Genomic DNA, 25,583 nt, shown 5'->3' with positions numbered 1-25,583 from the left:
CCGGTCCGGCGCGAGGCGGCGCTCCATGACAAGTGCCGATGAAGGCGATCCGATCCCGCCGCATGCGCATGGGCCGACGGGTGGCGGAGGGTTCCGGCGGCAGGCATGATGCCGCTCAACAGGGCGACGGCATGAGGGCGTGGAAGGGTTGTCCGAGGTCGCGCACCGCCTCTCCCACCCGGCTGAACGCGTCGTGCAGGGTGATGCCGCGGACGCACCATCCCGGCGCGTCCGGACTGGTGATGGTCCAGGAGCCGTCGCTCTGCAGCTCGACCCTCAGCCGCAGTGGCATGGCGTCAGGCGCTCCGGCGGCGGGCCGCCGCATAGCCGCTCTCCGGCCGCGGCAGGCCGTAATGGTCGCGCAGGGTCCGGCCCGTATAGGCCTCGCGGAAAAGCCCGCGCCGGCGCAGGATCGGCACCACCTCGGCCACGAAGAGGTCGAACCCGCCCGTGAGCCAGGGCGGCATCACGTTGAAGCCGTCGGCCGCGCCGGATTCGAACCAAGTCTGGATCGCGTCGGCGATGCGCTCGGGCGTGCCCGCCAGCACCCAGTGGCCGCGCGCGCCGGCGAGGCGCCGCATCAAGCCGCGCAAGGTCGGCTTCTCGCGCGCGACGATGTCCGCCACGAGCTGGAAGCGGCTGGCGACCCCCTGGGGGCTGCCCTGATCGATCAGGTGGTGGGGAAACGGGGCGTCGAGATCGTGGCCGCTGAGGTCAACGCCGAGAATGCGCCTGAGCTGTTCCAGGGACACGGCCGGCTGGATCAGGTCGTCGATCTCCTCCTCCAGCCGGTCGGCCTCGGCCTGCGTCGCGCCGATGAACGGGCTGAGGCCCGGCAGGATGCGGATGTGCTCCGGCCGCCGGCCGAGGGCCGCTGCACGCCCCTTGATGTCGGCGTAGAAGGCCTGGGCGCTCGCCAGGGTCTGGTGGGCGGTGAAGATCGCCTCCGCGTGCCGGGCCGCGAAGGAGCGGCCGTCCTCCGAGGAGCCGGCCTGGACGTAGACCGGCCGCCCCTGCGGCGAGCGCGGGACGGCGAGCGGGCCGCGCACGCGGTAGTGCCGCCCGGCGTGATCGATGCGGTGGATCCGGTCGGTGTCGGCGAAGAGGCCGCTCTCGCGGTCGGCGACGAGAGCGCCGTCCTCCCAGCTGTCCCAGAGCTTCGTCACGACTTCGAGGAACTCGCGCGCCTGCTCGTAGCGGTCGGCGTGCGGCGGGTGCTCGGGCAGTCCGAAATTCTGCGCCGCGCCGGCATCGCTGGTGGTGACGATGTTCCAGCCTGCCCGGCCGTTGCTGATGTGATCGAGCGAGGCGAAGAGCCGGGCGAGGTTGTAGGGTTCGGTGTAGGTGGTGGAGGCCGTGCCGATCAGGCCGATACGGCTCGTCACGGCGGCGATTGCGGTCAGCCACGTCACCGGCTCGAAGCGCACCCGCGACGCGTAGCGGATGTTCTCGGGCAGCGCCGGCCCGTCCGCGAAGAAGATCGCGTCGAAGGCGGCGGCCTCGGCTCGCCGGGCCAGCTCCTGGTAGTAGGTGATGTCGAGGACCCGGTGCGGCTCGGACGCCGCGTAGCGCCACGCCGCCTCGTGGTGACCGCCGGGATAGATGAACAGGTTCAGCGCCAGCTGGCGCCCGGGCTCCGACATCCGCAACCTCGCTTCGCTCGACCGGCGGCGCGTTCGCCGGGATCCGCAGATGCGGGACAAAGGGCGGCGCGCCGCGCGAGCCTGCCAGCATCGCGCGCCAGCCGGCCCGGTCAAGCGAAGTGTTTTCTAAAAAGGACGATGCTCGGAGAAGATCGATTTACCCGCAGAATTCACGCGGCGATCATCTGTGCTGATAGGGGACATGATCAGGGCGTCGGAAGTTAATTCCGCTCATCGACCGCAAGCGAGATGGATAATCTCCCGAAGTTCGTTCTTTAAAACGAACGTTCTCGTTGACGCGGGGCGCACAACATCGGATGGTCCTGGCTTGCGGCGGCCCGCATCCGGGCCGCATCGGCGGCATAGACAGGGGTGGATGATGACGAAGCGAGGCAACCTGCTCTCGCGCAGACAGGCTGCGGCCCTGCTCGGCGGCCTTGCCCTGACGGCCGCCGCCGGGCCGGCCGCCGCCGGGCCGGCCGCGGCCGCGGAGGGCCGGCTGCGTATCGCCAAGCAGTTCGGCGTCGTCTACCTGCTGCTGAACGTGGCCGAGGACCAGAAGCTGATCGAGAAGCACGGCAAGGCCGCGGGTCTCGACATCGCGGTGGAGTACGTGCAGCTCTCCGGCGGCGCGGCCGTCAACGACGCGCTGCTCTCCGGCAGCATCGACATCGCGAGTGCGGGCGTCGGTCCGCTCTTCACGCTCTGGGACCGCACCCGCGGCCGGCAGGCGGTCAAGGGCGTCGCGTCGCTGGGGAACTTCCCCTACTACCTCGTCACCAACAACCCGGCCGTGAAGACGATCGCCGACTTCACCGACAAGGACCGGATCGCGCTGCCGGCCGTCGGCGTCTCCGTGCAGGCGCGCATCCTGCAATGGGCCTCCGCCAAGCTCTGGGGCGACAAGGAATTCGCCAAGCTCGACCGCATCAGCGTCGCGGTTCCGCATCCCGAGGCCGCTGCCGCCATCATCAAGGGCGGCACGGAGATCACCGGCCATTTCGGCAATCCGCCCTTCCAGGATCAGGAACTGGCCGAGAACCCGAAGGCCCGCATCGTCCTGAACTCCTACGACGTCCAGGGCGGTCCGGCCTCGTCCACCGTGCTCTACGCCACCGAGAGTTTCTACAAGACCAGTCCCAGGACCTACCGGGCGTTCCTCGACGCGCTCGACGAGGCGGCACGGTTCATCACGGCCGATCCTGCGAGGGCGGCCGACATCTACATCAAGGCGACCGGTAGCCGGATCGACCGCGCCCTCCTCACCAAGGTGATCACCAATCCCGAGGTATCGTTCAAGATCGAGCCGCAGAACACGCTCGGGCTGGGGCAGTTCATGCACCGGGTCGGCGCGATCAAGACTGAGCCCAAGACGCTCTCCGACTACTTCTTCGCCGACCCGCGCATCGCCGCGGGCAGCTGAGGCGGGAGCATGACGCTGGTTGCCGAACGCGCCGGCCCCGCCGCAGCGCGGCAGAGGGATCTCCCGGCGCGCGAGCCCGCGCGGAGCCGGGAGGCGCCTACCCCCGCGCTCGCCGCGGAACCACCCCCGCCGCTCCTGCGAATCTCGGGGGTCAGCCTGGAGTACCGGACGCCGGACCGCGTGATCCGCGCGACGCACCGCGTAAACCTCGACGTGTTCGCCGCGGACCGCTTCGTCCTCCTCGGCCCCTCGGGCTGCGGCAAGTCCACCCTGCTGAAGGCCGTCGCCGGCTTCCTGGCTCCGGTCGAGGGCGAGATCACGCTGAACGGCGTGCCGGTGCGCGAGCCCGGGCCGGACCGCATCGTCGTCTTCCAGGAATTCGACCAGTTGCCGCCCTGGAAGACGGTGGCGCAGAACGTCGCCTTCCCGCTGCGGGCCTCGGGCACGCTCGGCCGGCGGGAGGCCGAGGCCCGCGCGCGCCACTACATCGACAAGGTCGGCCTGTCGCGCTTCGCCGACAGCTACCCGCACCAGCTCTCGGGCGGCATGAAGCAGCGCGTCGCCATCGCCCGGGCGCTCGCCATGCAGCCCACGATGCTGCTGATGGACGAGCCCTTCGCGGCCCTCGACGCGCTGACGCGCCGCAAGATGCAGGAGGAGTTGCTGGCGCTCTGGGACGAGGTGCGCTTCACCCTGCTCTTCGTCACCCACTCCATCGAGGAGGCGCTGGTGGTCGGCAATCGGGTGGCGCTGCTGTCCCCGCATCCCGGCCGGGTGCGCGGCGAGTACAACAGCCACGCCTTCGATCTGGCGAGCGTCGGCGGCGACGCCTTCCAGGCCGCCGTGCGGCGCCTGCACGAGCGGCTGTTCGACACGGATTCCGCCGCACCGGGGCCGGTGGCATGAACCAGCACGTCCAGCCCCCGGTCCGGCCGGAATACGACCGCGTTCTGCCGCCCTTCGTCGAGGCACCGGTGGTGCGCGCCCTGCCGCTGCCGGCCCGGCTCTGGCAGCTGGGCTGGCTGCGCAAGGCGCTGATCCTCGCCGCCCTCGCGCTCGCCTGGGAGGCGCTCGCGCGCTGGCAGGACAACGACCTGCTTCTGCCGGGCGTGCTCGCCACCCTGTCGGCCCTGACCGAGGGGCTGGCGAGCGGCGACCTGCTCGACCGGGCGCGGATCTCGCTCACCGTGCTGGCGCAGGGTTACCTCGCCGGCATCGTGCTGGCGTTCGGGCTCACCACGCTCGCCGTCTCGACGCAGATCGGCCGCGACCTGCTCTCGACGCTGACGGCGATGTTCAACCCGCTGCCGGCCATCGCCCTCCTGCCGCTGGCCCTGCTCTGGTTCGGCCTGGGGACCGGCAGCCTGGTCTTCGTCCTGATCCACGCGGTGCTCTGGCCGCTCGCGCTCAACACCTTCGCGGGCTTCCAGGGGGTGCCGGAGACCCTGCGCATGGCGGGGCGCAATTACGGGCTCAAGGGCCCGGCCTACGTGCTGCAGATCCTGATCCCGGCGGCGCTGCCGGCCATCGTGTCGGGGCTGAAGATCGGCTGGGCCTTCGCGTGGCGGACCCTGATCGCCGCCGAGCTGGTTTTCGGGGCCTCCTCGGGTCGCGGCGGCCTGGGCTGGTACATCTTCCAGAACCGCAACGAACTCTACACGGACCGCGTCTTCGCCGGTCTCGTCCTGGTCATCGCCATCGGCCTCGCGGTCGAGAACGTGGTCTTCGCGGCGCTCGAACGCGGGACGGTCCGGCGCTGGGGCATGGCTCGCTGATCCCACCGTCCCGGCCAGGACGCGGACGGGTCGGCCGATCGCCGGCAGGCCGCGCCCGTGCCGCACGAGGCGAGGCGCTACCGGCCCGGCGGCACGTCCGGTCGGGCGTCGGGGACGAAGCCGGTGCGGTTCGGCATTGCGACCTGCGGCAGGCTCTGCGCGTCGAGGTCCGCGTCCGCGGGCAGGATCCCGTTGAGGTGCAGGAGGTAGGCCGAGACGGCGTAGACCTCGGGATCCGAAAGGGATTGCGGCGCGTCGAACGGCATCGCCCGGCGCACGTAGTCGAACAGGGTCGTGGCGTAGGGCCAGAAGCTGCCGACGGTGCGGACCGGCTTGGCACTCGCGAGCGTGCCCTGGCCGCCGACCAGCCGGTCGGCCGAGCCGCCCTCCCCCGCCGCGCCGTGGCAGCCGGCGCAGCGCGCCGCGAAGAGAGCCCGGCCCTCCGCGACGCTGCCGCGGCCGTGCGGCAGGCCAGCCCCGTCCGCCCGTACGTCGATGTCCCACGCGGCGATCGCGTCCAGAGCCGCCGGGCGGCCGAGACGGTGGGGCCCGAGCCCCTCCTCCGCCACGGCCAGTCCGGCCACGAGGCAGAGCGGCAGCGCCGCCCGCAATCCCTTAAGCGACATGCCGCACGCTCCCGCCGGCGGCGACCTGCCAGCCGTAGATGCCGTTGTAGTGGTAGAGCGAGTTCACGCCCCGCGCCTCGACCAGGGAGTTGCGGGGCGGCTGACGGTAGCCCGTCTCGTCGGTGGCGCGGCTCTGCAGCAGCGCCGGACCGCCGTCCCACTCCCAGGGCAGGCGGAAGCGCACGAGGCAGCGCGGCAGGACCGGTTCCTGCAGGACGGCCGGCCGCCACGTCGCGCCGCCGTCGGCGGAGACGTCGACCGCCGTGATCCGCCCGCGGCCCGACCACGCGAGCCCGGCGATCTCGTAGAAACCCGGCTCGCGCAAGTGGTGGCCGGCCGAGGGGGAGGTGATGACGGATTTCGCCTCCATGACGAGGCTGAACTGCCGCGCGGTTCCGTCCGGCATCAGGTCGGTGTACTTGGAGGTTTCCTCGCGGGTCTGGAACGGCTGGTCGCCGACCTTGAGCCGCCGCAGCCACTTGATGCTGAGATTGCCCTCGAGTCCCGGCAGGAACAGCCGCAGGGGATAACCCTGCTCGGGCCGCAGCCGCTCGCCGTTCTGCGCGTAGGCCAGGATCGCCCCGTCGAGGGCGGCCGCGAGAGGGATCGAGCGGCTCATGGCGGCCCCGTCCGCCCCCTCGGCCAGGATCCAGGCCGCGCCGGGCCGCAGGCCCACCTCGTCGAGCAGGGTGGCGAGCGGCACGCCCGTCCATTCGGCGCAGCTGAGGAGCCCGTGGGTGTCCTGAACGGTCCAGTTCGGGTTCGCCCGCTGCCAGGCGGGCGTGTTGCCGGAACATTCGAGGAAGTGCAGCCGGGACAGTGCGGGAAGTCGCACGATGTCGTTCATGGTCAGGATCAGCGGACGCTCGACCAGACCGTGCACCACGAGGCGGTGCTGGTCGGGATCGATCCCCGGCACGCCCGCGTGGTGGCGTTCGAAGTGGAGGCCGTTCGGCGTGACGATGCCGTGCAGGTGTTGCAGGGGCGTGCCGCTCGACGCCGCGCCTGGAAACGGCGGCGGCGTGCGCGGCTTGCGCGCCAAGCGCTCGAAGGGCGAGGGCTGGCCGTAGCCGGGCGTCGCGACCGGCGCGCCCTGCTCGCGCGTCCAGACCGGCACCTGAAGCGGCGCCTCGCCGGCCAGGGCGCCTCCGCCCCACCCGAGGGCACCGGCGAGGAAGCCGCGGCGGGCGAGCCGCGGAGGGATGGCGGACATGGTGGGGCTCCGTGAAGGGTCAGCGGGTCGGCGGCTCCCAGATGCCGAGGGCGGCGGTGTCCACGGCCCGGGGCAGCAGCCCCTCGGCCAGGAAGGCATCGGCGATTGTCTGCTGCTCGGCAAGACCGTCGCGGGTCACGGGCTGCACCCGGTAGCTGCGCCGGTCGTTGGCGTGGCGGACCACCGCGGGGTCGAGGCGCCAGAGCGCGGCGAGCTTGGCGGCGGCCTCGTCCGGGTTGGCCTTCGTCCAGCTCCCGGTCTCGCGCAGGCGGGCGAACAGGAGGGCCAGCACGTCGGGGTTCCGGGCCGCGAAGGTCTCGGAGGCGAGGTAGTAGCGCTTGTAGAGCGAGAGCCCGGTGCCGTCGCGCAGGATGCGGGCGCCGGCTTGCGCCTGCGCCGCCGACAGGAAGGGATCCCAGGCGACCCAGGCCTCGACGCCGCCGCTGGTCAGGGCCGCCCGACCGTCCGCAGGAGTGAGGTAGGCGGGGCTGATGCTCCTGAACGAGAGGCCCTCGCCCGCGAGCGCGGCCAGCAACAGGTAGTGGCTGCCCGCGCCCTTGGTGACCGCGACCCGCTTGCCCTTGAGATCCGCCACTGCGCGCGCCGGAGAGGCGGCGGGCACGAGGATCGCCTGGGCGGCGGGCGAGGCCGCCTCCTCGGCCAGGTAGACGATCCGGGCCTGCGCGGCCTGGGCGAAGACCGGAACGGTGTCGGCGACGTCGGCCGAGACGTCGATCTGGCCAACGTTCAGCGCCTCCATGATCGGCAGGCCGCTGGTGAATTCATGCCACGAGACCGCGACGCCGAGCGGCCGCAGCGCCGCTTCCAGCGAGCCGTCCTCGCGCAGGAGCGCGATCAGGGTCGAGGAGCGCTGGTAGCCGACGCGCAGGGAGCGCGCCTCGGCCGCCGCCGCGGCGGCGAGGATCAGCAGGGCGCCGGCGAGGGCGCGGACGAGGCCGGGCATGAAGGAGGGATCCTGTCCTACGCAGCCGGCCCGCAGGAGCGCGCTCGCTGCTGGGGGCCGCCGCAGGGTGCGAAGCCGATCTCCGGCGCGTCGCGGCGAAGATCAGGCCGCACTATGACGGTCTCGGTTCGGCCCGGTCAATGAATAGGATTTGCGAATACCATGCGGTGCGGAGGATATTGGTCCTCATCCAAGATGATATGAAGCAGTTTCTTCCCCGGACGGCGGGAAGGTTCGGGCGCTCGCCCTTGCCGAGACGCGTCGCACGATCGCGGTCCCGTCGTTGTGTTCTCTCCGGACAACTCCATCGAGAACAAATTCCGTCCACGGCCCTCGAAAAGAGCAATACATTCTGTTGATCTTGGCAGTTTTCCCATGTGATGAATAATTTGATCTCGTCCGCGAGCGCGGTCGTATTCTCAGGAATACTGGCAATCGGCGCGTGGCTGGACGGTGTCGCACTCATCCTCAAGATTCTGGAGCGCCTCATGCGGCGGATGATGTTTGGTGTTCTCGTGGCCCTGGCGGGGTTCGGATCGTCCCTGCGCGCTGACGAGAAGCCCGTGCGGATCGGCGTGACGGCCGGCCCGGTGGCGCAGGTGGTGCAGTTCGCGGCCGGTCTCGCCAAGGAGCGCGGGCAGCGCGTGGACGTGGTGGAGTTCACCGACTGGGTGACGCCCAACGAGGCGGTGAGCAATGGCGATCTCGACGCCAACCTGTTTCAGCACGGCGCCTTCCTGGCGGTCCAGAACGCCCGCCGCGGCACCACGCTGGTGCAGGTCGATCCGGTCGGGCTGATCGCCCCGATCGGCCTGTTCTCCAAAAAAATCCGTTCGCTCGACGCGGTGCCGGCGGGCGCCTCGGTGGCGATCCCGAACGAGCCGCTCAACGGCGCGCGCGGCCTGCGCCTCCTGGAGAAGGCCGGGCTCATCACGCTCGCGCCCGGCAAGGGATTGTCCGTCTCGCGGTTCGACATCGTCGCCAACCCGAAAAAACTCGACATCGTCGAACTCGATCCCGCGCAGCTCTACCGCTCGCTCGACGACGTGACGCTCGCGATGGTGAACCTCACCTACCTGCTCGCCGCGGGCGGCGACCCGAACACGGCCCTCCTCGTGGACCGCGCGGCGGACGATCAATTCGTCCTGCGCTTCGTCGCACGCCAGGACCGCAAGGACGACCTGCGCCTGCGCCGGTTCATCGAGACCTTCAAGGCGCCCGAGGTGAAGGCCTTCATCGAGACCAAGCTCCCCGGGTTCGTGCCGGCGTGGCCGGGCGTGTGAGCGCGCCTGTGCGGATGCGAGCCCGGGCCGCCGCTGTGAGGCGGCCCGGGCTCCTGAAGGTACTCAGCCCTGCCCGACGCGGTACTGCTTGGGCGGGGCGGCGCCGTTGACCGCGAAATCCCCGACGATGCGGTCGCGGTAGATGCGCGGGTTGTGCGAGGCGATGGTGCGGGCGTTGCGCCAGTGGCGGTCGAGGCCGAGCGAGCGCGCCGTGGCGGAGGCGCCGAGCGCGTCGAAGAGCAGCGTCGTGGCGTCGAGGACGAGGCTCGTCACCACCGTCACCGATTGGTTGACCTCGACATCCGCGATCGCGCCGGCCGCCTCCGCGCTCTCGGCGTCGCCGGCCTCATCGGCCGCGTAGACCCGCTGCAGCGCCTCGGCGTTCTTGAGCGCGATCACGCCCGCCGCGTAGGCGGCCCCCCGCACGCGGCCGACCACCTGGAGCACCTGCGGGTCCTCCACCACCGTCGCGGCGTTGCCGTGGCTGTAGACGCGGCGGCGGGCGCCGACGAGGCGGGCGACGTCCTCGGCCGCGGCCCGCGCGATGCCGGCGAGCGTCGCGAGGTGGACGAGCTGGAAGAAGGCCATCGCGTAGCGGAAGCGGCCGGGATCCGGGTTCACGAGGTCGGCCGTCAGGGCGACGTCGGTGAAGCGCACGGTGCCGCTCGCGGTGAGCGCCTGCCCGAACCCGTCCCAGTCGTCGAGCACCTCCACGCCCGGCGCGCCCCGGGGCACCGCGGCGCCCACCGGCGCGCCGGTCTCGTCCTGGGCCGCGAGGTGGATCCAGTCCGCGAACAGCGAGCCCGTGGTGTAGTACTTGGTGCCGTGAAGCCGCCAGCCGGTGCCGTCGCGCCGCAGCACCGTCTCGAAGGACCCGACCTTGGCCGGACCGGCCTCGGAGACGCCGCTGCCCACGGTCTCGCCGCGGGCGATCCGGGCGATCCAGGCCTCGCGCCACGCGGACCAGCGGGAGTTCAGGGCGTCCTCGGTGAAGCCGAAATGTGCGCGTAGCGCGTTGGTGACGTTCGAATCCGCCGCCGAGAGTTCGATCAGGAGGTTGAAGAGCTCCGGCAGCGTTGCATCGTGGCCGTTCTGCGCGCGGGGGAGGCGCAGGGTGGTGAAGCCCGCTTCCCGCAGCCACGCGATCTCCTCGTGCGGCAGCCGGCGATCCCGGTCGCGCGCGGCGGCCGACTCGCGGATGCGCCGGAAGACCGGGCGGAAGCGCTCGGCGAGTTCGTCGTAGCGGGGGCTCGGCCCGGCCCCCCACCCTGCCTGCGTCTGAGACATCGACCATGCTCCCTGTGGCGCGCGGCAGGTGCCGCGCTGGCGAGTAGTCGATTATTTTGATAGACAAAAAGGATCGGCTGGCAAGCGCGCGCCGGCGCTCCCGAACCGTTTTTCAAAGCGAACGTATCGGCGTAGCCACGACGACCGGATGAGGCTCTATACAGGCGAAACGAGCGGCAGAGAAGGATCTCATCGCCATCCTGCCGGATAACGCCGCCGATGACTTCCGAAGAATGTTCTTTAAAAAGAACATTCTCGTTGACACCGGAGCGCTGCCGCGAGAGCGTTTCAGGGCTTGCCGCGGCCCGTCATCGCCGCTCCGCCACTCTCAGTGAGATCCCCGTCATGGCATCCCAGTCCCTCGATCCCGCCGGGCTGCGGCCCGAGACCCTGGCCCTGCACGCCGGCTGGCGGGCCGACCCGTCCACCGGTGCCGTCGCGGTGCCGATCTTCCAGACCACCTCCTACCAGTTCCGCGACGCCGACCACGCCGCGAACCTCTTCGCGCTCAGGGAACTGGGTAACATCTACACGCGGGTGACGAACCCCACGACCGACGTGCTGGAGCAGCGCGCGGCGGCGCTGGAAGGGGGAGCCGCGGCGCTCGCGGTGGCCTCGGGCCAAGCCGCCTCGGCGCTGGCGATCCAGAACCTCGCCCGGGCCGGCGACAACGTGGTGAGCGCCACCGACCTGTACGGCGGGACCTGGAACCTCTTCGCCAACACCCTGAAGGAGCAGGGCATCCAGGTCCGCTTCGTCGATCCGGCCGATCCGGACAATTTTCGGCGTGCCACCGATGCCCGCACCCGCGCCTATTACGGCGAGACCCTGCCCAACCCGAAGCTCACGGTGTTTCCCATCGCCGAGGTGGCGGCGATCGGCCGGCCGCTCGGCATCCCGCTGATCCTCGACAACACCGCCGCCCCGCTCCTCGCCCGGCCCTTCGCGCACGGCGCGGCGGTCGTGGTCTACTCGACCACGAAGTATATCGGCGGCCACGGCACCTCGATCGGCGGGCTGATCATCGACGGCGGACGCTTCGACTGGGCGGCGGTTCCGGAGCGCCAGCCCGCCCTCACGCAGCCGGATCCGAGCTACCATGGGGCGATCTGGGTCGAGGAGGCGAAGGCGCTGGGGCCGATCGCCTACGCGTTGCGCGCCCGGGTGAGGCTCCTGCGCGACCTCGGACCGGCGCTCTCGCCCTTCAACGCGTTCCAGATCCTCCAGGGGCTGGAGACCCTTCCCCTGCGCATCGCGCGCCATGCCGAGAACGCGCTCAAGGTCGGCACCTACCTGTCGAAGCGGCCCGAGGTGGCCCGGGTGATCCACCCGGCCTTCCAGACCGGCGTGCAGCGGGAGCGGGCCGACCGCTACCTCGCGGGCGGCAGCGGCGGGCTCGTCGGGTTCGAGCTTGCGGGCGGGCGCGAGGCGGGGCGCCGCTTCATCGACGGCCTGCGGCTCCTCTACCACGTCGCCAATATCGGCGACGCGCGCAGCCTCGCGATCCATCCGGCGAGCACGACGCATTCGCAGCTCTCGGCCGAGGACCAGCGCGCGACCGGCGTGTCGGAGGGCTACGTGCGCCTCTCGATCGGGCTCGAACACATCGACGACATCCTGACCGACCTCGACCGCGGGCTCGCGGCCGCCGGCGGCCTGGCACGGGCGGCCTGATCATGCGCCTCCTCCTCGCCGCGCTGCTCGCGGCCCTCGCGGCCGTGGGCGGTGCCCTCGCACCGGGGGGCCGTGCGCTCGCCGAACCGGCCAAGCCCGACCTCAAGGTCGGCTTCGTGCCCGGCCCCTACGAGGACGCCTTCAAGGCCGGCGTCGAGCCGACCCTGCGCGGCCAGGGCTACCGGGTGCGCACCTTACACTTCAGCACCGGCCTGGAGGTGAATGCCGCCGTCCATCGCGGCGAGGTCGACGCCAACGTGATGCAGCACAGCGTCTACCTGAAGGCCTACAACGACCGGAACGGCACCGACCTCGTCGGCATCGTGCAGGTGCCGACCCCGCCGATGGGGCTCTACTCGCGCCAGCACCGCACCCTTGCGGGCGTGACCCGCGGCGCCACCGTGGCGGTCCCGAGCGATCCGGTGAACCTGGAGCGGGCGCTCAAGATCCTGCGCGACCTCGGCTGGGTGACGCTCAGGCCGAACGGCAACCCGGTCGACGTCACCGAGCTCGACGTGATCGGGAACCCGGCCGGGATCCGGCTGGTGCCGCTCGAAGCCGCCCAGGCGCCGCGCGTCCTCGACGACGTCGATTTCGCGGCGATCCAGGGCAACTTCGCGCTCTTCAGCGGGCTCAAGCTCAGCGAGGCGCTCGCCCTCGAGACCATGACCTCGCCCTACGTGAACGTCGTGGCGGTGCGCAAGGACGCGGCCGAAACACCCTGGGCGCGGGACATCGCGAGCGCCTACCGCTCGGACGCCTTCAAGGCGGCGATCCGGGCCGACCGCTTCTACGACGGATTCACGCTGCCGGATTACTTTCAATGAGCCGCCGCGAACTGAGGCTGAACGCCTTCCACATGCACGCCCCCGGCCATACCTGGGCCGGGCTGTGGCGCCACCCGCGCGACGCCTCGGTGCGCTACACCTCCCTCGATTACTGGACCTCGCTCGCCCGCACGGCCGAGCGCGGGCTCCTCGACGGCATCTTCCTCGCCGACGTGTTCGGCACCTACGACGTCTACGGCGGCAACGCCGATGCGGCGCTCGCGGGCGCCGCGCAGGCGCCGAACGCCGACCCGCTCCTCGTCGTGCCGGCGATGGCGCTGGTCACCTCGCAGATTGGCTTCGGAGTCACCGCGAACCTCACCTACGAGCACCCCTACCAGTTCGCCCGGCGCTTCTCGACGCTCGACCACCTGACGGACGGCCGGATCGGCTGGAACATCGTCACGGGCTACCTGGAGAGCGGTGCCCGCGGCATGGGCCTGCCCCAGGCGCGCGCGCACGACACCCGCTACGAGGCCGGCGAGGATTTCCTGGAGGCCGCCTACAAGCTCTGGGAGGGCAGCTGGGAGGATGGCGCCGTCGTCCACGACCGCGCACGCAGCATCTATACCCGCCCCGACAAGGTGCACCGGGTGCGCCACGAGGGACCCTACTACCGGGTCGACGCCCGCCACCTCGCGGAGCCCTCGCCCCAGCGCACGCCGGTGCTCTACCAAGCCGGCACGTCGTCCCGCGGCCGCGCCTTCGCGGCGCGCCACGCCGAATGCATCTTCCTCAACGGCCACACCCGGGCGATCGCCGGCCGATCCGTCCGCAGCATCCGCGAGGCCGCGCGCGAGCACGGGCGCGACCCTTACGACATCCTGTTCTTCCTCGGCGCCACCGTGATCGTCGCGCCGATCCGGGCCGAGGCGCTGGACCTGCGCGACGAGTACGCCCGCTACCTCGACGTGCAGGGCCAGCTCGCCCTCGTCTCGGGCTGGACCGGCATCGACCTCGCGACGCTCGGTCCCGAGGAGGCGCTGGCCTACGTGAAGACCAACGCCATGCAGTCGCTGGTCGAGAACCTGACGGTGAACACGGAGCACCGCTTCACCGTGAGCGACTTCGCGCAGTTCGGCCCGCTCGGCGCGCGCGCGCCCTTCATCGTCGGGTCGCCGAGCGAGGTCGCGGACGAGCTCCTGTCCTGGTCCGAGGAGGCCGACGTGGACGGCTTCAACCTGACCCGCGTGGTGGTGCCGGAGACGCTGGAGGCCTTCGTCGACCTCGTCGTGCCCGAACTGCAGGACCGCGGCGTGTTCAAGACCCGCTACCGGGAGGGGACTCTTCGAGAGAAGCTGTTTCCGGGGACGGGCGCGCGGCTGAAGCCCAGCCACCCGGGCGCCGGCTTCCGGCGCCTCGGGGCGTGAGGGGCGCCATGCGCAAGCCCATCCGCGTCAACGGGTTCGCGATCCACAGTCCGGTCCACCTCTCGCCGGGGCTGTGGCGCCACCCGCGCGACCGCTCGCTCTCCGTCAACACCCTCGGCTACTGGACCGACCTCGCCCGGCTCCTGGAGCGCGGGCTGTTCGAGACGCTGTTCATCGCCGACGGCCTCGGCATCCACGACGTCTACGCGGGCAACGCGGACGCGGCCCTGCGCCGGGCCGCGCAGGTGCCCAAGCACGACCCGATGCTCCTCGTCTCCGCCATGGCGGCGGCGACCGAACATCTCGGCTTCGGCGTCACCGCCTCCGTCTCCTACGAGCCGCCCTTCACGCTCGCCCGCCGCTTCTCGACCCTCGACCATCTGACGAATGGGCGCACCGCCTGGAACGTGGTCACGGGCTACTCGGACGCCGCCTCGCGGGCGGTCGGGCAGCCGGGCATCGCCGCGCACGACACCCGCTACGACGTCGCCGACGAGTTCCTCGACGTGGTCTACCGGCTCTGGGAGGAGAGCTGGGAGGACGGGGCGGTGCTGCGCGACCGGGAGCGCGGCCTGTTCGCCGATCCGGCTAAAATCCACCGCATCGAGCACGCGGGCGAACACTTCCGGATGCAGGGCATCCACCTCGTCGAGCCCTCGCCCCAGCGCACGCCCTTCCTGTTCCAGGCCGGCGCCTCGCACCGTGGGCGCGACTTCGCGGCCGCGCACGCGGAGGCGGTGTTTCTGAGCGACGCCTCGCGGGCGGCCGTCGCCGCCACCGTCCAAGACACGCGCGCCCGTGCGGCGGCGAGAGGCCGCGATCCATCCGACATCCTGTTCTTCGCGCTCGTCACCGTGATCGTCGGGCGCAGCGAGCGGGAGGCGCAGGACAAGCACCGCGACTACCTCGCCTACGTCGATCCGGAGGGGGCGCTCGCCCTGTTCTCCGGCTGGACCGGGATCGACCTGTCGGCCTACGCGCTCGATGATCCCTTCCCGGTCCTGCGCCGCGACAACGCCATCGCCTCCGTGGCGGAGTCCTTCGGGCGGGCGGATCGCCGCCGCAGCATCCGGGAGATCGTCCGGGAGGGCGCCATCGGCGGGCGCGGGCCGGTGCTCGTCGGTTCGCCCGCGCAGGTGGCCGACGGGCTCGAAGCCTGGATGGACGAGACCGGCATCGACGGCTTCAACCTGAGCTTCGCGGTCACGCCGGAGGGCTACGGCGACTTCATCGACCTCGTGGTGCCCGAGCTGCAGCGGCGCGGCCGATACAAGGGCGGCTACGCGGCGGGCAGCCTGCGCCAGAAGGTGTTCGGCGAGGAGCGCCGGCTGCTGCCGAAGAGCCACCCGGCGGCGCGCTTCCGGCGGGCGGCGGCGCGGTGAGGTGCCGGTCCTGGCGGCGCAGAACGCCACCGTGGCCATCGAGTCGCTCGGCCTCGCCTCGGTCCATATCGGAGCCTTGCGCAACGATCCCGTCGCGGTAGCGGAGATCCTGGGCCCGCCGCCGACCGTGCTCGCGGCGTTCGGGCACCGCGTCGGCTATCCGGAATCGACGCGCTTGGCCGCGGTGAGGCCGCGCCTGCCTCAAGGCCTCGTGCTGCACAAGGGGCGCTCCGGCGCCGAGCCCGCGGCGGTCGCCGCCTACGACCACACGCTCAAAACCTTCCAGGAGGGTCAGCGCCTGGAACCAGTGGGCTGGACGACGGCGGCGCTCGACCGGGTGCGCGGGCTCGAAACCCTCAGCGGGCGCGACCGGTTACGGGCGGCGCTGACCGCCGCGGTGGCGCCGGAGAAGTCCAGCGGCTACATCGACCAATTCGTTCTCTTCGACCACGTCGTTCTCTTCGACCACGTCGTTCTTGCGGACCGCGCGGAGCCAGGATGCTCACCAACAAGGGCAAGTACGGGCTCAAGGCGCTCGTCCACCTGGCGGGCCTGCCGCCGGGCGCGCGCATCGGCGTTGCCGAGGTCGCGGCGGCCAACAACATCCCCAAGAAGTTCCTCGACGCGATCCTGGGCGAATTGCGCAACGCCGGCCTCGTGCACAGCCGCAAGGGACCCGGTGGGGGCTACGCCCTGGCGCGCCCTCCGGAGGAGATCCGGGTCGGCCACGCGGTGCGCGTGCTCGACGGGCCGCTCGCCCCCTTCCCGTGCGCCAGCCGCACGGCGTACCGCCCCTGCGACGACTGCCCCGACGAGGGAGCCTGCGCCGTGCGCCTCGTGATGCTGGAGGTGCGCAACAGCATCGCGGGCGTGCTCGACACGCTGACGCTGGCGCAGATGCGCGACCGGCCGGCGGCGGACGAGGGGGCGAGCCTCACCTACCAGATCTGAGTCGGTCACGACGTGGCGCAGGCCGCACCCGCGGCGAGCGCCGACCGGTCGGGTGTCTTCCCATCGAGAATGCGGGCGGCGAGCCACGCGCTGGCGGCGTCGAGGTCGAGGAGGTCCGGCGCGGGAGCGTAGGGCATCAGGTCGGTGGGATCGGCGGAGAACAGCCCGTCCTGGGAGCCTTCCGCGCGCACCGCTGTGAGCAGGACATGGTCCGTCCGCCGTGCGGCCGGAGAACGTGGCGGGCAGCGGGCCAGCACCGGCCAGACGCGCGCGCCGTGCCGCAGCAGGCTGGCCTTGGCGGCGGGCGGCAGGTGCTCCCAGAGCGTCGGGGCGTGCACGCGCACCCCGTCGATCACCTCCGCCCGGGGAATTTTGCGCGCCTGCGCCTCGTCGAGCAGGTTCCGCAGCCAGCGGGCGAGGGAGACGATACCGGCTCCGAGCGGCAGGTCCGCGGGGTCGAGGCGCAGCACGCGCAGGGCCTTGCGGACGTCCCCGGCGCGCAGCAGCTCCCGCGTGGACACCGCGACGGTCGCCGTGTGCGCCAGGAGGGTCGTGCCGTCGTCGAGGAAAGCCGAGACCCCGTGGGACGTCCGGCCGAGCCCGAGGCAGGTCCCCTCCGCCACGTGAAGACGGGCGGCGGCCTCGCGCAGGACGGCGCCAAGGTGCGGCTCCGCTGTCTCCGCGGCACCGTCCGGCCACCAGCGGATGCCGTCCGCGACGCCGCTGCGGAGGATGGCCCCGTACTCCTCGCGGCGCAGCAGTCGACAGAGGTCCGCGCGCCGCTCGATCAGCGTCACCTGCGCCCGCGGATCCCGCCGCAGCAGGTGGGAGATCAGGCTGAGGGCGCCGGTCGTGGCGCCGACCACGAGGTGGTGGCGCCCACCCGTCGAGCGCGTGGTCGTGGCTGGCGCTTGCATCGAGGCCTCGTTACGGGAGCGACGATGTCGGAGTGTCGAGGGTAAGGGCCAAAAGATCAACGAGAACGTTCTTTTCAGAGATCTTTGCGCGATAGCACAAATGAATGCCGTTCGGCTTCTTTCTGGAAGAATTTGACCTCGTAGGCTTCAGGGAATGCACATGGACTACACAGTGACGAGGCGGTGCAGGGTGCCGAAGTGTTGACGGCCGCCCGAGGGCACAGATTGCGATGAGCGGCGGTCGAGAGCGCTGCCCGATAACGCCGCAGCTGTTGATGTCGCGGTCGGGTTCGGCGCGGAAGCGGGTGGCGGGTGGCGGGTGCGCAGGGCGCCACCCGGGTCACGTCCCCTCCCCTTGTCTCCACACCACCAACGGCGCCCCAAGCAGCACCCGCGAACGCCCGCGGGCCAGCGGGTGGATCGGCGCGCCCTCGCCCGTTACCCCGAACCCGTAGAGCGGGCGGCGCCCGTCGAGCGATAGCGCCGCGGCGACGCGGTCCGCATGCAGGCCGGGCGGCACGAGGTTGCCCCAGGCCGCGATGAAGAGCGGCGCCTCCACGGCGAGCGCGCGCGGTCGCGCAGCAGGGCGCGCAGGCGGCAGACGATCGGGTCGTTGCGCTCGGCCCCCGCCGTGCTCGGATTGCAGCCGCAGACGAGCGCGCGGGGCTCGTCCGACCACCAGCGGTCGAGGCGGTGACGGTGCAGGCCGCAGGGGCTGAACTCGGCCGAGGCGCGGATCGCACGCGGCCGATCAGCCTCCACCGAGGAGGCGCTCCCCCCGCCGTCGGACGGCGTTACAGAGCCTCTGCGACGGCCAGCCCCAGCGCGAGCAAGATCAGCGCTGCGATCTGCGACCAGTTCCAGAGGNAGGAGGCGCTCCCCCCGCCGTCGGACGGCGTTACAGAGCCTCTGCGACGGCCAGCCCCAGCGCGAGCAAGATCAGCGCTGCGATCTGCGACCAGTTCCAGAGGCTGTGTGGGTTCATCTGGTTCATGCCCATGGCTGATCGTACGCCTGTCCGCGGTCCCACGACAGGGGTGTGAGCCTTGATCAATGTCAGGCCTCGCTCCCGCCCCCTCCTTTGACGGGCTCGACGACGCGTTGATCGCCGGCCTCGTCGACGCGGACTCCATGGTTGACGCGCGCGATGGCAAGCATGAGGTCGGGCAGGTCGTAGCACGCCGGCCGCATGCGGCGCAGAACGTCTGCTTGCGTCTCCAACTCGGTCACACTCAGGCGCGACCAGCGGGCGGGATGCTCGGCGGCAGGGTCACTGCCTTGCCAGCGGCACCAGGCGAAGGTGATCGGGGACAAGCGTCATGCGCCCACCTCCGGCATCGCGCCGAACAGGTCCGGCGTCTCGGTTCCGACGCAAGTCTGATCGTCCGCGTAATCGCGGTGATGCGGACAATCGCTCTACCGCCTTCCGCACAAAGTTCGAAGATTAGTTGAACACGGCCTCCACACGGCCCGGCGCTGAGCGGCGCCGGTCTCGTTCATTGGAGGTGCGACGTCGCCTTTTCTACTTGACGGCAACCTGCTGCAAGCTCTCGGCGAGTTTGCTGGCGTACTCGTCACCTTTGTAGATCTCGGACACGGCCTGCTTGAGCTTCGCTTCGTCATCGGCTCGGCGCAGAGCCTTGGCATAGGCCGCCGCCGTTCCGAATCCGGCCAGCCCGTAGTGGGACATGCGCTGGTACTGGGCGATGATCACGACATCCTGCAGCTTGCCGTCCGAGGGCGCCTCCTCAAGGCCATGTTTGAGGGCTTCGGCGACGAGGCCCGCCATTCCCTTGCAGGCTTCCGGCTCCGCTTGGCCACCGCCCTGCTGGATCAAGGATTTCAGGATCTCCGTGTGCTTGTTGATGCCGTCGATCGAATGCTCAAGCATCTGCTTGAGCTTCGGATCCTGAACCTGGGGCGAAAGCTGCTGAACAGCCTTGACCATTTGGTCGTTCGCCGACCAAAGATCTTTCGTCTCGTCCAGATAGACATCCTGCAGGCTCTGAGATGCCGTCATTGTTGCGCTCCTGTGACTGGGATGCGGACCAACCGAACGCTCAGACTGTTGTTCCGGAACGAAGCGCACCGAATTCTCGCTGAGCTTATGACATCGGTGCCATGCGCCTCGCCGGCTGGAGCGCCCCGACGATATGCGATCAGGCCCGACTTCGTGTTGATCAGTTCATAGAGACGTCGATGCTCGAGGACAGTAGGACGCCGATTTCACACACGAGCGGCAATCACAAGCGATGATTCCGCTCAATCTCGTCGAGCACCGCGCCAGGTGCAACGTCCTGTCTGAGCTCATCGACTTCAGGATCAGCTTCCGTCTCGATGCCCAGCCGCTCTGTGATGGCCGACATCATCGCGACGAGCTTCGTCACCTCGTGCTCGGCCAACAGGCTGATGTGAAGATCGAGATCAGCTCGCTTATCGGCCGCTGCAGCCATCCGGTTCTGGCTGATCAGCACGAAGGTCGACAGGAAGATCGCCTCGACGGATGCGGAGGTACCCAGGATTACGAAGGACTCGTCCCATTTTGGCAGGATCGATAGCAGACCTGAGTTCACGAGGGTCCAAAGGCCGAAGAGCACGACATGCAGGTAGACAAACGCCATGCTGCCCGTGAACCGCGTGATCGCCCCGGCCACGCGCTCCTGCGTGGAGGCGTCGCGCTCGACCGCCCTCCTGCGCTCCTGCAATGTCTGGATGTTGCGGATGAGGGCGGGAGCCAATCCTCCAGGTTGAGGAGGCGGAAAGGTCGTCCGTGCGGCGGGACTTTTCCGCTCGTCTTGCCTCGGCATTGGAACGGGCCTCGGGAGGGGGCTGGCCGACCAACCGGCCTCTGCCGGGGGTGTTCCCGCTGGAAGATGTCCAGCCACCCCGAAGCGCGTCCGCCGAGCGTGCCTGCGCTGGGCATCTGTCCAGCGAACGGTGATGAACGGGCAGGTGTCGACCCCTTCCTGACTTTCCCGGCTGTCGCTCTGTTGATCCGCTTCGCAGCTGGAGGTTGGCCCCGTACAGGCCGCCACAAAGCAAAGAGGTTCGGACATCCTCTGGAACGATGCTTCGGTCTACGCCATTGCCACGTATCTCGGAGGAGGCGAGCATGACAGAAAAGAAGGGCCACGGCAGCGCGACGGCCAAGAAGGCCAACGCAAAGGCGAGCCAAGAAGGCAAATCCAATCCGCGCACATCCTCCTCGGCCCAGGCCGAACTCGGCAAGAAGGGTGGCAAGAGCAAGTAGGCAGCCTCGCCGAGGTCGGCGCCATCCTCCGCCGCGTGAGCCGGGGCGGCGAGTAGGCCGAGCCGGGCGAGATCGGCGACGTCGGTCGCCGGGAAGCTGTCATCGCAGGCCTGTTCGCCAGCGAATTCGCGCCCCATCACGCGAAGCCGGATGGGCAGGTGACCATGCAGGGCTGCGACCACATGCGCCGCCCCTTCGGTGCGGTCGTTCAGGAACAGCACCACGCCGAGACCGCTTGCATCGATGCCCTGCTGGGTGGCGAGCGCCGCCGGGCAGGCTCCGATCCGCTCGGCCTCGTTGCGTACCGGGATGGCGACCACCGCCCGGACGCCGCGGCGTTGCCCGACGGTAGCGACACAGGAACCGTTTCGGTCGTCTTGCCGCGTCATCAGGCACTCCGGCCGGCCGGAATGCGACCGCCGGCAAGCTCGGCGACAATCCGGCGCCGACCGCGGGGTTCGGCGCCCAGGAATATCTGTGCCCAGGAATGCATGCGCCACCCTGGCGCAGCGGACAGGATGGAATGCAGCCGACTACCAGCCTTCTCGCCCTGAACTTCGCCCTGGCCGGCGCTCGGGAGGGCTTCGGTCCCTTCCTCGGCGTCTACCTCCAGCAGCAGGGCTTCGAGCCTGCTTCGACGGGGCTCGCCATGGGTTTGGCCGGCGCGGCAGGACTCGTAGCGACCACGCCGCTCGGCGCCCTCATCGACCGCACGGAGCGCAAACGCACCGCTGTCGCCCTGGCGGTCTGCGCCATCGCCGCGGGGGCGCTCGTACTGGTCGCGACCAACAGTCTCTGGCTGATCGCCACAGCACAGCTGGTCATCGGCGTGGCCGACACCAGCATCGCGCCTCTCGTCGCCGCGCTCACGCTCGGCCTCGTCGGGCAGAGGGCCTATGGGCGCCAGGTCTCGCGCAACGAGGCATTCAATCACGCCGGCAACGCCGCGAACGCCGCCCTGTCGGGGCTGCTCGGCTACGCTTTCGGCCTGAGCTACGTCGCCATCGCCGTCGTGGTGATGGCGGTCGCCTCCTGCTCGGTGCTGCTCACCATCGACAAGGGCCAGATCGATCACAACACCGCCCGCGGTGGCGAGCAGGACGAGCGATCGACCGTCCGCGTGCTGCTCGAGACGCGGCCGCTCCTCCTGCTGGCGGCCAGTGTCTTGGCCTTCCAGACGGCCAACGGGGCGATGCTGCCGTTCCTCGCGCAAGCTCGCACTGCCGCCGGATCCGACCCCAGCTTGACGACCGGCGTGATGACGGTCGTCGCACAGGCCACGATGGTCTTGGCCGCCCTCGCCGCCGCCCGACTCGCCACGGGCCGGGGCCATGCCAGTGTCCTGGCGTTGGCCCTCGCGCTCGTCGTCCTGCGCGGAGGGCTCGCCGCTTTTGCCGCCTCCTGGTGGCTGGTCATCCCAGTTCAGGTGCTGGAGGGTCTCGCGATGGGCTTGGCCGGCGTTGCCATCCCGGCGCTGGTGGTCGAGATCATGGAGGGGACTGGCCACGCCAATGCGGGACTGGGTGGCGTGATGACGGCCTACGGCGCCGGCGCGGCGTTGAGCCCTGCGCTCGCGGGTCTCGTCGCGCAATATATCGGCTTCCCGGCTTCGTTCCTCGTTCTCGCTGCTGTTGCCGGAGCCGGGCTTCTGCTGTGGACGGCCGGTCGGCGCCTGATGGGCGCACACCTGGCGAGCCGTCAGCATGAGGCGGCGGGCGAAGTCGTTTGACGAGGAGCTCCGCACGATGGCGGAAGGGAGAACCACGAGTGGAGGCGTCGCGTCGGGCACGCTCCTGCGCGGCTCCTTCCCGGCCTTCGTCTGCCTGCAGGGAACGCTCTACGCCGCCTACGGCATCGAGTCGCCTTTTCTGCCGAGCTTCTTCGGCGAGCGTGGACTGACGCCTGGCGAGATCGGCCTCGTGCTCGCGGCCGGCACCCTGGCGCGCCTCGTTGCCGGGCCGGTCGCGGGCCACGTCGCGGACCGGTACGACGCCACGCGCCTCGTTCTGGGCATCGCGGCTGCGGCGGCCGGCGTGATCTCCTTCGGCTACCTCGCTGGAACCGGCTTCTGGACGCTGCTCGCTGTCAGCATGGTGCATGCAACGGCCATCGCCGCGCTTGCACCGCTCGCCGACGCGCTGACTCTCAGGGCAGCCGAGCGCGAGGGGAGCTTCTCGTACGGCTGGGTGCGGGGCGCAGGATCGGCCGCATTCGTCGCGGGTACGCTCGCGGCCGGGCAACTCGTCGGTGCCATGGGTCTCGCGAGCGTCATCGTGGCGAGCGGCATCATGTTCCTTGCCATGGCGGCGGCTTCTGTCGGTGTGCCGGCTGTACCGGCGAGGCGCGAGGCATCGGTTTCGGGTTTGACGGGAATGCGAACGCTGCTGGCGCAGCCGCTCTTCCGAAGGCTCCTGTCGGTGGCCGCGCTGGTGATCGGCAGTCATGCCCTGAACGACGGCTTCGCGGTCATTCTCTGGCGTGAGGCAGGCATCGGGCCGGGAACGATCAGCCTGCTGTGGTCGGCGAGCGTCGCCTCTGAGGTGGTCGTCTTCGTGCTTGTCGGTCCCTGGCTCCTGAGCAGGCTCAGTCCGGTCCAGGCTGCCCTGCTGGCAGCCTCGCTCGGCATCCTGCGCTGGACCGTGATGGCGACCACCACCGCAGTGCCCGTGCTCGCCGTGAGCCAACTCACGCACGGCCTGACCTTCGCGCTGCTCCACCTTGCCAACATGCACCTGATCACCGAGACGGTGCCGCCCCAACTCGCCGCGACCGCCCAGACCCTTTATGGCACGTTTGGTCTCGGCGTCGCCTCCGCGGTGCTGACCGGGACTGCCGGCCTGCTCTACGGTTGGCTGGGTGCCGGAGCGTTCTGGGTCATGGCGGCGCTCTGCTGCCTCGCCTTGCCCCTGGCACCGGGCTTGCGTCCCGGCGCGGAGTAGCGACGTCCAGGCTCGGCGCGGCACTTCCGTCGCAGGACTCGGCCGGAACGACGACATCGACCTCACGTGAGAGGGCGAACACGACACCAACGAGCAGCCACGGCGGCATGGCCAGTACGGGATATCGGCACAATTGATTGCAGCCGCATCTGGACTCGGGCGAGCTCGCCTGGGTGCTGCTGGAGGACTGCAGCCCGCGTTTCTGGGGATCCCGCCTTTACCGCCCGAGCCGGCGTCGGGACTCGCCCGTCTTCGAAGTCGTGGCCGAGGCTCTGCGGTTCTGGTCCTGATGCAAACGGGTCCCTCGCAGGGCGCCATCACGACAGGATCTCGTGGCCTTCCGGCGCGACCATTCCGTGTCGTGGCCGCTTGCGGGAGAAGAGCGGACATCTCGGCGGCGATGGCCGAAGCTCCGGAAGTGGCGCAAAGGCGAACAAGCGAGCGCGAACTCATGACCTTCGCCGGCGCTTTCCGCTACGCGGCAGTTGTCGTAGTTCTCGTCCGGCGTCTTGGACACACTGAATGACTTATCGGCTAGACTCTGAGCGCGGCAGAGAGCCAAGGCTGAGGCGACGCCGGAAGAGTGCAGAAAGCCGACAGCGGCGTGAGAAGTTCAAGGCTGCGAGCCAGGGCCGGCCGGTTCGTCAGGGCCGCGTGAGAAGCCGCAAACGGACCCCAAAGGGCAAGTAGCGCGCCGAGGATTCCCACGCCAACCGTCAGGCTCTATGGTTCCGCGTGTCGTGGTTCAGGCGGGAGCCTCAAACCATGGAAATCCGACGCACGGCGCAGGGTTTCGAGATTGTGCCCGAGGCTTGGGCTGCCGACCGGCCCGGCACCAGTACCGCCGCCATTCGTTCATGGGCCGAACTCGCCGACTATTGCGAGGCGCTGGCCGTATGGTGCGCGATGGTGCTGGAAACCCGCCAGATCGATCCGCACGCCCGCGATATAATCAGGATCGAGCACGCGAGCATGGTCGAGGCGGTTGCCGCCTACCGGCATTGGGCGGCGCTACACCGGCCGTTCAGGGGCATTGCGACGAGGCCCGACCCATGAGCGAAGGCTTTTTCGAACAGCCCGAACGGGACGACGACCGCATCCTTGCTGCGATCCGATGGCCGAAGGATGTCGAGACTTACAACCACATCATGAGCATCGTGACGGTGCTAGGTTCTGGTGTGCTGGTCATCGACGCGCCCGAGCAGGTTTTCGCCGAGGTCGCGCAAGCCATCCGGGACGCGGACGGCATCGCACCGGAACGCCGTCGCCGCTACCTGTTTCAGATTTCATCCCGGCCGAGAGAGTTCAAGAGGCGTCCCTACGTCGAGGCGCTGAATAACCAACTCGGCCCGCGCGGTATCATGCGCCTGTCCGAACTGATCTATGACGGCGGTCTGACCCCGACGGAGGCGCGGCCGTGGCTGGAACCGCCGGAATGCGACTGGCCCGAGGTTGAACGGTTGCTTTTCGAGATTTTCGAGCGGCGTCCCCCGGGCGACAAGCCGCTGCCGTTTCACCTCGCCCAATGGGTTGGGCGTTACCGCGATACTCGCGCGGGAACCGACAGATGACTGATGATGAATTAGCCGATGCCTTTGGCGAATTGCGGACTATCTGCACCAACATCATCGGTTTTCACATTCTGACCGAGCGTGAAGACGAAGACATCCTCCATCCGGCGCATCGGGTGATGTACGAGGCGCAGGTTTACGCGAACGGCCTAGCGTTGGCGTATAGCGTTCATCGGATCGCCGACGAACTGACCCGCCGCCGCGATGAATGACCCGGCCGCTCAAAGTGTGCGGGAGTTGAGATGCCGGCGCAGCGTAGCGGGATCGACGCCAATCGCGCGGGCGGTCGCTGCTCTGCCCTTCCCGTCTGCTAGCAGTTTGTGAGCAAGGTCGAGCTTTTCCGGGGTCAGCTTGTGCGGCCGGCCGACATGCTTTCCCCGCCGCTTCACAAACGCCATGCCGGCGCGCGTCCGCGCCCTTAGAGCGTTTTCGGTTTGGGCTGAGTCGGTGCGGGGTTTTCGGGTCTGCTGCGGTGTGATTCCCTGATC

27 protein-coding genes and 2 pseudogenes are annotated in these 25,583 nt (G+C 69.9%); 16 read left to right on the top strand and 13 right to left on the bottom strand.

Going from position 1 to position 25,583, the window contains the following annotated elements; genetic code table 11:
* Positions 1–115 precede the first annotated feature (115 nt).
* Positions 116–292, bottom strand: a complete 177-nt coding sequence (locus ACKUB9_RS30240) for a hypothetical protein (RefSeq protein WP_407529775.1) — start codon at positions 290–292, stop codon at positions 116–118.
* 4 nt (positions 293–296) lie between these two features.
* On the bottom strand, positions 297–1,643 hold the full coding sequence (locus ACKUB9_RS30235; RefSeq protein WP_407529773.1) for an LLM class flavin-dependent oxidoreductase: 1,347 nt from the start codon (positions 1,641–1,643) through the stop codon (positions 297–299).
* Between the two features lie 379 nt (positions 1,644–2,022).
* Between ACKUB9_RS30235 and ACKUB9_RS30230 the strand changes: the two genes are divergently transcribed.
* The 3 genes from ACKUB9_RS30230 to ACKUB9_RS30220 are packed head-to-tail and all read left to right on the top strand — an operon-like array spanning position 2,023 to position 4,841.
* Positions 2,023–3,066 carry an ABC transporter substrate-binding protein gene (locus ACKUB9_RS30230; RefSeq protein WP_407529797.1) on the top strand — a complete coding sequence of 348 codons (1,044 nt, stop codon included), beginning with the start codon at positions 2,023–2,025 and terminating at the stop codon, positions 3,064–3,066.
* A gap of 9 nt (positions 3,067–3,075) precedes the next feature.
* On the top strand, positions 3,076–3,972 hold the full coding sequence (locus tag ACKUB9_RS30225; RefSeq protein ID WP_407529771.1) for an ABC transporter ATP-binding protein: 897 nt from the start codon (positions 3,076–3,078) through the stop codon (positions 3,970–3,972).
* Positions 3,969–4,841 carry an ABC transporter permease gene (locus ACKUB9_RS30220; protein ID WP_407529769.1) on the top strand — a complete coding sequence of 291 codons (873 nt, stop codon included), beginning with the start codon at positions 3,969–3,971 and terminating at the stop codon, positions 4,839–4,841. The genes ACKUB9_RS30225 and ACKUB9_RS30220 overlap by 4 nt, the downstream gene beginning before the upstream one ends.
* A gap of 77 nt (positions 4,842–4,918) precedes the next feature.
* Here the strand turns inward: ACKUB9_RS30220 and ACKUB9_RS30215 are convergent, their stop codons facing one another.
* From ACKUB9_RS30215 to ACKUB9_RS30205, 3 genes are read right to left on the bottom strand one after another with little or no spacing between them, the layout of a single operon-like run.
* Positions 4,919–5,467, bottom strand: a complete 549-nt coding sequence (locus ACKUB9_RS30215; RefSeq protein ID WP_407529767.1) for a c-type cytochrome — start codon at positions 5,465–5,467, stop codon at positions 4,919–4,921.
* Positions 5,457–6,680 (bottom strand): sulfite dehydrogenase, encoded by a 1,224-nt coding sequence (gene soxC, locus ACKUB9_RS30210; RefSeq protein WP_407529765.1) that lies wholly within the window; start codon positions 6,678–6,680, stop codon positions 5,457–5,459. Before soxC ends, ACKUB9_RS30215 begins: the two co-directional genes overlap by 11 nt.
* A 19-nt stretch (positions 6,681–6,699) precedes the next feature.
* Positions 6,700–7,644 carry an aliphatic sulfonate ABC transporter substrate-binding protein gene (locus ACKUB9_RS30205; protein ID WP_407529763.1) on the bottom strand — a complete coding sequence of 315 codons (945 nt, stop codon included), beginning with the start codon at positions 7,642–7,644 and terminating at the stop codon, positions 6,700–6,702.
* A 488-nt stretch (positions 7,645–8,132) separates the two neighbouring features.
* Between ACKUB9_RS30205 and ACKUB9_RS30200 the strand changes: the two genes are divergently transcribed.
* Complete coding sequence (locus ACKUB9_RS30200; protein WP_407529760.1) at positions 8,133–8,927, top strand: MetQ/NlpA family ABC transporter substrate-binding protein; 795 nt, start codon at positions 8,133–8,135, stop codon at positions 8,925–8,927.
* A gap of 63 nt (positions 8,928–8,990) precedes the next feature.
* On the opposite strand, the gene ACKUB9_RS30195 is transcribed toward ACKUB9_RS30200, so the two are convergent.
* On the bottom strand, positions 8,991–10,214 hold the full coding sequence (locus ACKUB9_RS30195; RefSeq protein ID WP_407529758.1) for an acyl-CoA dehydrogenase family protein: 1,224 nt from the start codon (positions 10,212–10,214) through the stop codon (positions 8,991–8,993).
* A gap of 345 nt (positions 10,215–10,559) precedes the next feature.
* Here ACKUB9_RS30195 and ACKUB9_RS30190 point away from each other — a divergent pair, with 345 nt between their 5' ends.
* The 6 genes and pseudogenes from ACKUB9_RS30190 (at position 10,560) to ACKUB9_RS30170 (ending at position 16,418) form a co-directional block, all read left to right on the top strand.
* Positions 10,560–11,888 carry an O-acetylhomoserine aminocarboxypropyltransferase/cysteine synthase family protein gene (locus ACKUB9_RS30190; protein ID WP_407529755.1) on the top strand — a complete coding sequence of 443 codons (1,329 nt, stop codon included), beginning with the start codon at positions 10,560–10,562 and terminating at the stop codon, positions 11,886–11,888.
* Between the two features lie 2 nt (positions 11,889–11,890).
* Positions 11,891–12,715 carry a MetQ/NlpA family ABC transporter substrate-binding protein gene (locus ACKUB9_RS30185; RefSeq protein WP_407529752.1) on the top strand — a complete coding sequence of 275 codons (825 nt, stop codon included), beginning with the start codon at positions 11,891–11,893 and terminating at the stop codon, positions 12,713–12,715.
* Entirely contained in the window at positions 12,712–14,085 is a 1,374-nt protein-coding gene (locus tag ACKUB9_RS30180; RefSeq protein WP_407529751.1) for an LLM class flavin-dependent oxidoreductase, read from the top strand. Before ACKUB9_RS30185 ends, ACKUB9_RS30180 begins: the two co-directional genes overlap by 4 nt.
* Positions 14,086–14,093: 8 nt before the next feature.
* Entirely contained in the window at positions 14,094–15,467 is a 1,374-nt protein-coding gene (locus tag ACKUB9_RS30175) for an LLM class flavin-dependent oxidoreductase (protein ID WP_407529750.1), read from the top strand.
* Between the two features lies 1 nt (position 15,468).
* A pseudogene (locus ACKUB9_RS34475) lies at positions 15,469–15,846 on the top strand (nitroreductase family protein); the annotation flags it as partial.
* Between the two features lie 119 nt (positions 15,847–15,965).
* Positions 15,966–16,418 carry an RrF2 family transcriptional regulator gene (locus ACKUB9_RS30170; RefSeq protein ID WP_407529747.1) on the top strand — a complete coding sequence of 151 codons (453 nt, stop codon included), beginning with the start codon at positions 15,966–15,968 and terminating at the stop codon, positions 16,416–16,418.
* A 5-nt stretch (positions 16,419–16,423) separates the two neighbouring features.
* Here ACKUB9_RS30170 and ACKUB9_RS30165 read toward each other — a convergent pair whose 3' ends face one another.
* The 6 genes and pseudogenes from ACKUB9_RS30165 to ACKUB9_RS30140 all read right to left on the bottom strand — a co-directional run bounded on the left by ACKUB9_RS30165 (position 16,424) and on the right by ACKUB9_RS30140 (position 20,142).
* Positions 16,424–17,335, bottom strand: a complete 912-nt coding sequence (locus ACKUB9_RS30165) for a hypothetical protein (RefSeq protein WP_407529744.1) — start codon at positions 17,333–17,335, stop codon at positions 16,424–16,426.
* Between the two features lie 340 nt (positions 17,336–17,675).
* A complete protein-coding gene (locus ACKUB9_RS30160; RefSeq protein ID WP_407529801.1) occupies positions 17,676–17,894 on the bottom strand; it encodes a DUF1643 domain-containing protein in 219 nt (72 codons plus the stop codon).
* Between the two features lie 74 nt (positions 17,895–17,968).
* Positions 17,969–18,097, bottom strand: a pseudogene (locus ACKUB9_RS30155) (hypothetical protein); the annotation flags it as partial.
* A 294-nt stretch (positions 18,098–18,391) separates the two neighbouring features.
* Positions 18,392–18,649 carry a hypothetical protein gene (locus tag ACKUB9_RS30150; RefSeq protein ID WP_407529742.1) on the bottom strand — a complete coding sequence of 86 codons (258 nt, stop codon included), beginning with the start codon at positions 18,647–18,649 and terminating at the stop codon, positions 18,392–18,394.
* 208 nt (positions 18,650–18,857) lie between these two features.
* The gene (locus ACKUB9_RS30145; RefSeq protein WP_407529739.1) at positions 18,858–19,355 is read right to left on the bottom strand and encodes a ferritin-like domain-containing protein; all 498 of its coding nucleotides are present in this window, start codon (positions 19,353–19,355) and stop codon (positions 18,858–18,860) included.
* Positions 19,356–19,578: 223 nt separating this feature from the next.
* On the bottom strand, positions 19,579–20,142 hold the full coding sequence (locus ACKUB9_RS30140; protein WP_407529738.1) for a DUF1003 domain-containing protein: 564 nt from the start codon (positions 20,140–20,142) through the stop codon (positions 19,579–19,581).
* 305 nt (positions 20,143–20,447) lie between these two features.
* On the opposite strand from ACKUB9_RS30140, the gene ACKUB9_RS30135 reads away from it, so the two are divergent.
* The 6 genes from ACKUB9_RS30135 (at position 20,448) to ACKUB9_RS30110 (ending at position 25,307) form a co-directional block, all read left to right on the top strand.
* Positions 20,448–20,585, top strand: a complete 138-nt coding sequence (locus ACKUB9_RS30135) for a hypothetical protein (RefSeq protein ID WP_407529736.1) — start codon at positions 20,448–20,450, stop codon at positions 20,583–20,585.
* A 523-nt stretch (positions 20,586–21,108) separates the two neighbouring features.
* Positions 21,109–22,314, top strand: coding sequence for an MFS transporter (locus ACKUB9_RS30130; RefSeq protein ID WP_407529734.1), 1,206 nt, complete (start codon positions 21,109–21,111; stop codon positions 22,312–22,314).
* A 16-nt stretch (positions 22,315–22,330) separates the two neighbouring features.
* Positions 22,331–23,524: an MFS transporter gene (locus tag ACKUB9_RS30125; protein WP_407529732.1), complete on the top strand. Its 1,194-nt coding sequence runs from the start codon at positions 22,331–22,333 to the stop codon at positions 23,522–23,524.
* 765 nt (positions 23,525–24,289) lie between these two features.
* A complete protein-coding gene (locus ACKUB9_RS30120) occupies positions 24,290–24,580 on the top strand; it encodes a hypothetical protein (RefSeq protein ID WP_407529730.1) in 291 nt (96 codons plus the stop codon).
* Positions 24,577–25,095, top strand: coding sequence for a hypothetical protein (locus ACKUB9_RS30115; RefSeq protein ID WP_407529728.1), 519 nt, complete (start codon positions 24,577–24,579; stop codon positions 25,093–25,095). The genes ACKUB9_RS30120 and ACKUB9_RS30115 overlap by 4 nt, the downstream gene beginning before the upstream one ends.
* Positions 25,092–25,307, top strand: coding sequence for a hypothetical protein (locus ACKUB9_RS30110; RefSeq protein WP_407529725.1), 216 nt, complete (start codon positions 25,092–25,094; stop codon positions 25,305–25,307). The genes ACKUB9_RS30115 and ACKUB9_RS30110 overlap by 4 nt, the downstream gene beginning before the upstream one ends.
* A 9-nt stretch (positions 25,308–25,316) precedes the next feature.
* Here ACKUB9_RS30110 and ACKUB9_RS30105 read toward each other — a convergent pair.
* The coding region (locus ACKUB9_RS30105; RefSeq protein WP_407529724.1) for a helix-turn-helix domain-containing protein at positions 25,317–25,583 on the bottom strand (267 nt) is incomplete at its 5' end.

The organism is Methylobacterium oryzisoli, from assembly GCF_046557895.1.
In the GTDB taxonomy this organism is placed as follows: Bacteria; Pseudomonadota; Alphaproteobacteria; order Rhizobiales; family Beijerinckiaceae; genus Methylobacterium; species Methylobacterium oryzisoli.
Note: the sequence above shows the minus strand (reverse complement) of the source record. Positions and strands in the feature narration are given on the sequence as shown.

Coding starts and splice junctions, on each gene's coding strand:
- ACKUB9_RS30130 (WP_407529734.1), top strand. CDS start 21,109: ATGCAGCCGACTACCAGCCTTCTCGCCCTGAACTTCGCCCTGGCCGGC.
- ACKUB9_RS30235 (WP_407529773.1), bottom strand. CDS start 1,643: ATGTCGGAGCCCGGGCGCCAGCTGGCGCTGAACCTGTTCATCTATCCC.
- ACKUB9_RS30120 (WP_407529730.1), top strand. CDS start 24,290: ATGGAAATCCGACGCACGGCGCAGGGTTTCGAGATTGTGCCCGAGGCT.
- ACKUB9_RS30200 (WP_407529760.1), top strand. CDS start 8,133: ATGCGGCGGATGATGTTTGGTGTTCTCGTGGCCCTGGCGGGGTTCGGA.
- ACKUB9_RS30205 (WP_407529763.1), bottom strand. CDS start 7,644: ATGCCCGGCCTCGTCCGCGCCCTCGCCGGCGCCCTGCTGATCCTCGCC.
- ACKUB9_RS30190 (WP_407529755.1), top strand. CDS start 10,560: ATGGCATCCCAGTCCCTCGATCCCGCCGGGCTGCGGCCCGAGACCCTG.
- ACKUB9_RS30110 (WP_407529725.1), top strand. CDS start 25,092: ATGACTGATGATGAATTAGCCGATGCCTTTGGCGAATTGCGGACTATC.
- ACKUB9_RS30175 (WP_407529750.1), top strand. CDS start 14,094: ATGCGCAAGCCCATCCGCGTCAACGGGTTCGCGATCCACAGTCCGGTC.
- ACKUB9_RS30215 (WP_407529767.1), bottom strand. CDS start 5,467: ATGTCGCTTAAGGGATTGCGGGCGGCGCTGCCGCTCTGCCTCGTGGCC.
- ACKUB9_RS30220 (WP_407529769.1), top strand. CDS start 3,969: ATGAACCAGCACGTCCAGCCCCCGGTCCGGCCGGAATACGACCGCGTT.
- ACKUB9_RS30195 (WP_407529758.1), bottom strand. CDS start 10,214: ATGTCTCAGACGCAGGCAGGGTGGGGGGCCGGGCCGAGCCCCCGCTAC.
- ACKUB9_RS30125 (WP_407529732.1), top strand. CDS start 22,331: ATGGCGGAAGGGAGAACCACGAGTGGAGGCGTCGCGTCGGGCACGCTC.
- ACKUB9_RS30185 (WP_407529752.1), top strand. CDS start 11,891: ATGCGCCTCCTCCTCGCCGCGCTGCTCGCGGCCCTCGCGGCCGTGGGC.
- soxC (WP_407529765.1), bottom strand. CDS start 6,680: ATGTCCGCCATCCCTCCGCGGCTCGCCCGCCGCGGCTTCCTCGCCGGT.
- ACKUB9_RS30230 (WP_407529797.1), top strand. CDS start 2,023: ATGACGAAGCGAGGCAACCTGCTCTCGCGCAGACAGGCTGCGGCCCTG.
- ACKUB9_RS30225 (WP_407529771.1), top strand. CDS start 3,076: ATGACGCTGGTTGCCGAACGCGCCGGCCCCGCCGCAGCGCGGCAGAGG.
- ACKUB9_RS30115 (WP_407529728.1), top strand. CDS start 24,577: ATGAGCGAAGGCTTTTTCGAACAGCCCGAACGGGACGACGACCGCATC.
- ACKUB9_RS30165 (WP_407529744.1), bottom strand. CDS start 17,335: ATGCAAGCGCCAGCCACGACCACGCGCTCGACGGGTGGGCGCCACCAC.
- ACKUB9_RS30170 (WP_407529747.1), top strand. CDS start 15,966: ATGCTCACCAACAAGGGCAAGTACGGGCTCAAGGCGCTCGTCCACCTG.
- ACKUB9_RS30140 (WP_407529738.1), bottom strand. CDS start 20,142: ATGCCGAGGCAAGACGAGCGGAAAAGTCCCGCCGCACGGACGACCTTT.
- ACKUB9_RS30240 (WP_407529775.1), bottom strand. CDS start 292: ATGCCACTGCGGCTGAGGGTCGAGCTGCAGAGCGACGGCTCCTGGACC.
- ACKUB9_RS30180 (WP_407529751.1), top strand. CDS start 12,712: ATGAGCCGCCGCGAACTGAGGCTGAACGCCTTCCACATGCACGCCCCC.
- ACKUB9_RS30145 (WP_407529739.1), bottom strand. CDS start 19,355: ATGACGGCATCTCAGAGCCTGCAGGATGTCTATCTGGACGAGACGAAA.
- ACKUB9_RS30135 (WP_407529736.1), top strand. CDS start 20,448: ATGACAGAAAAGAAGGGCCACGGCAGCGCGACGGCCAAGAAGGCCAAC.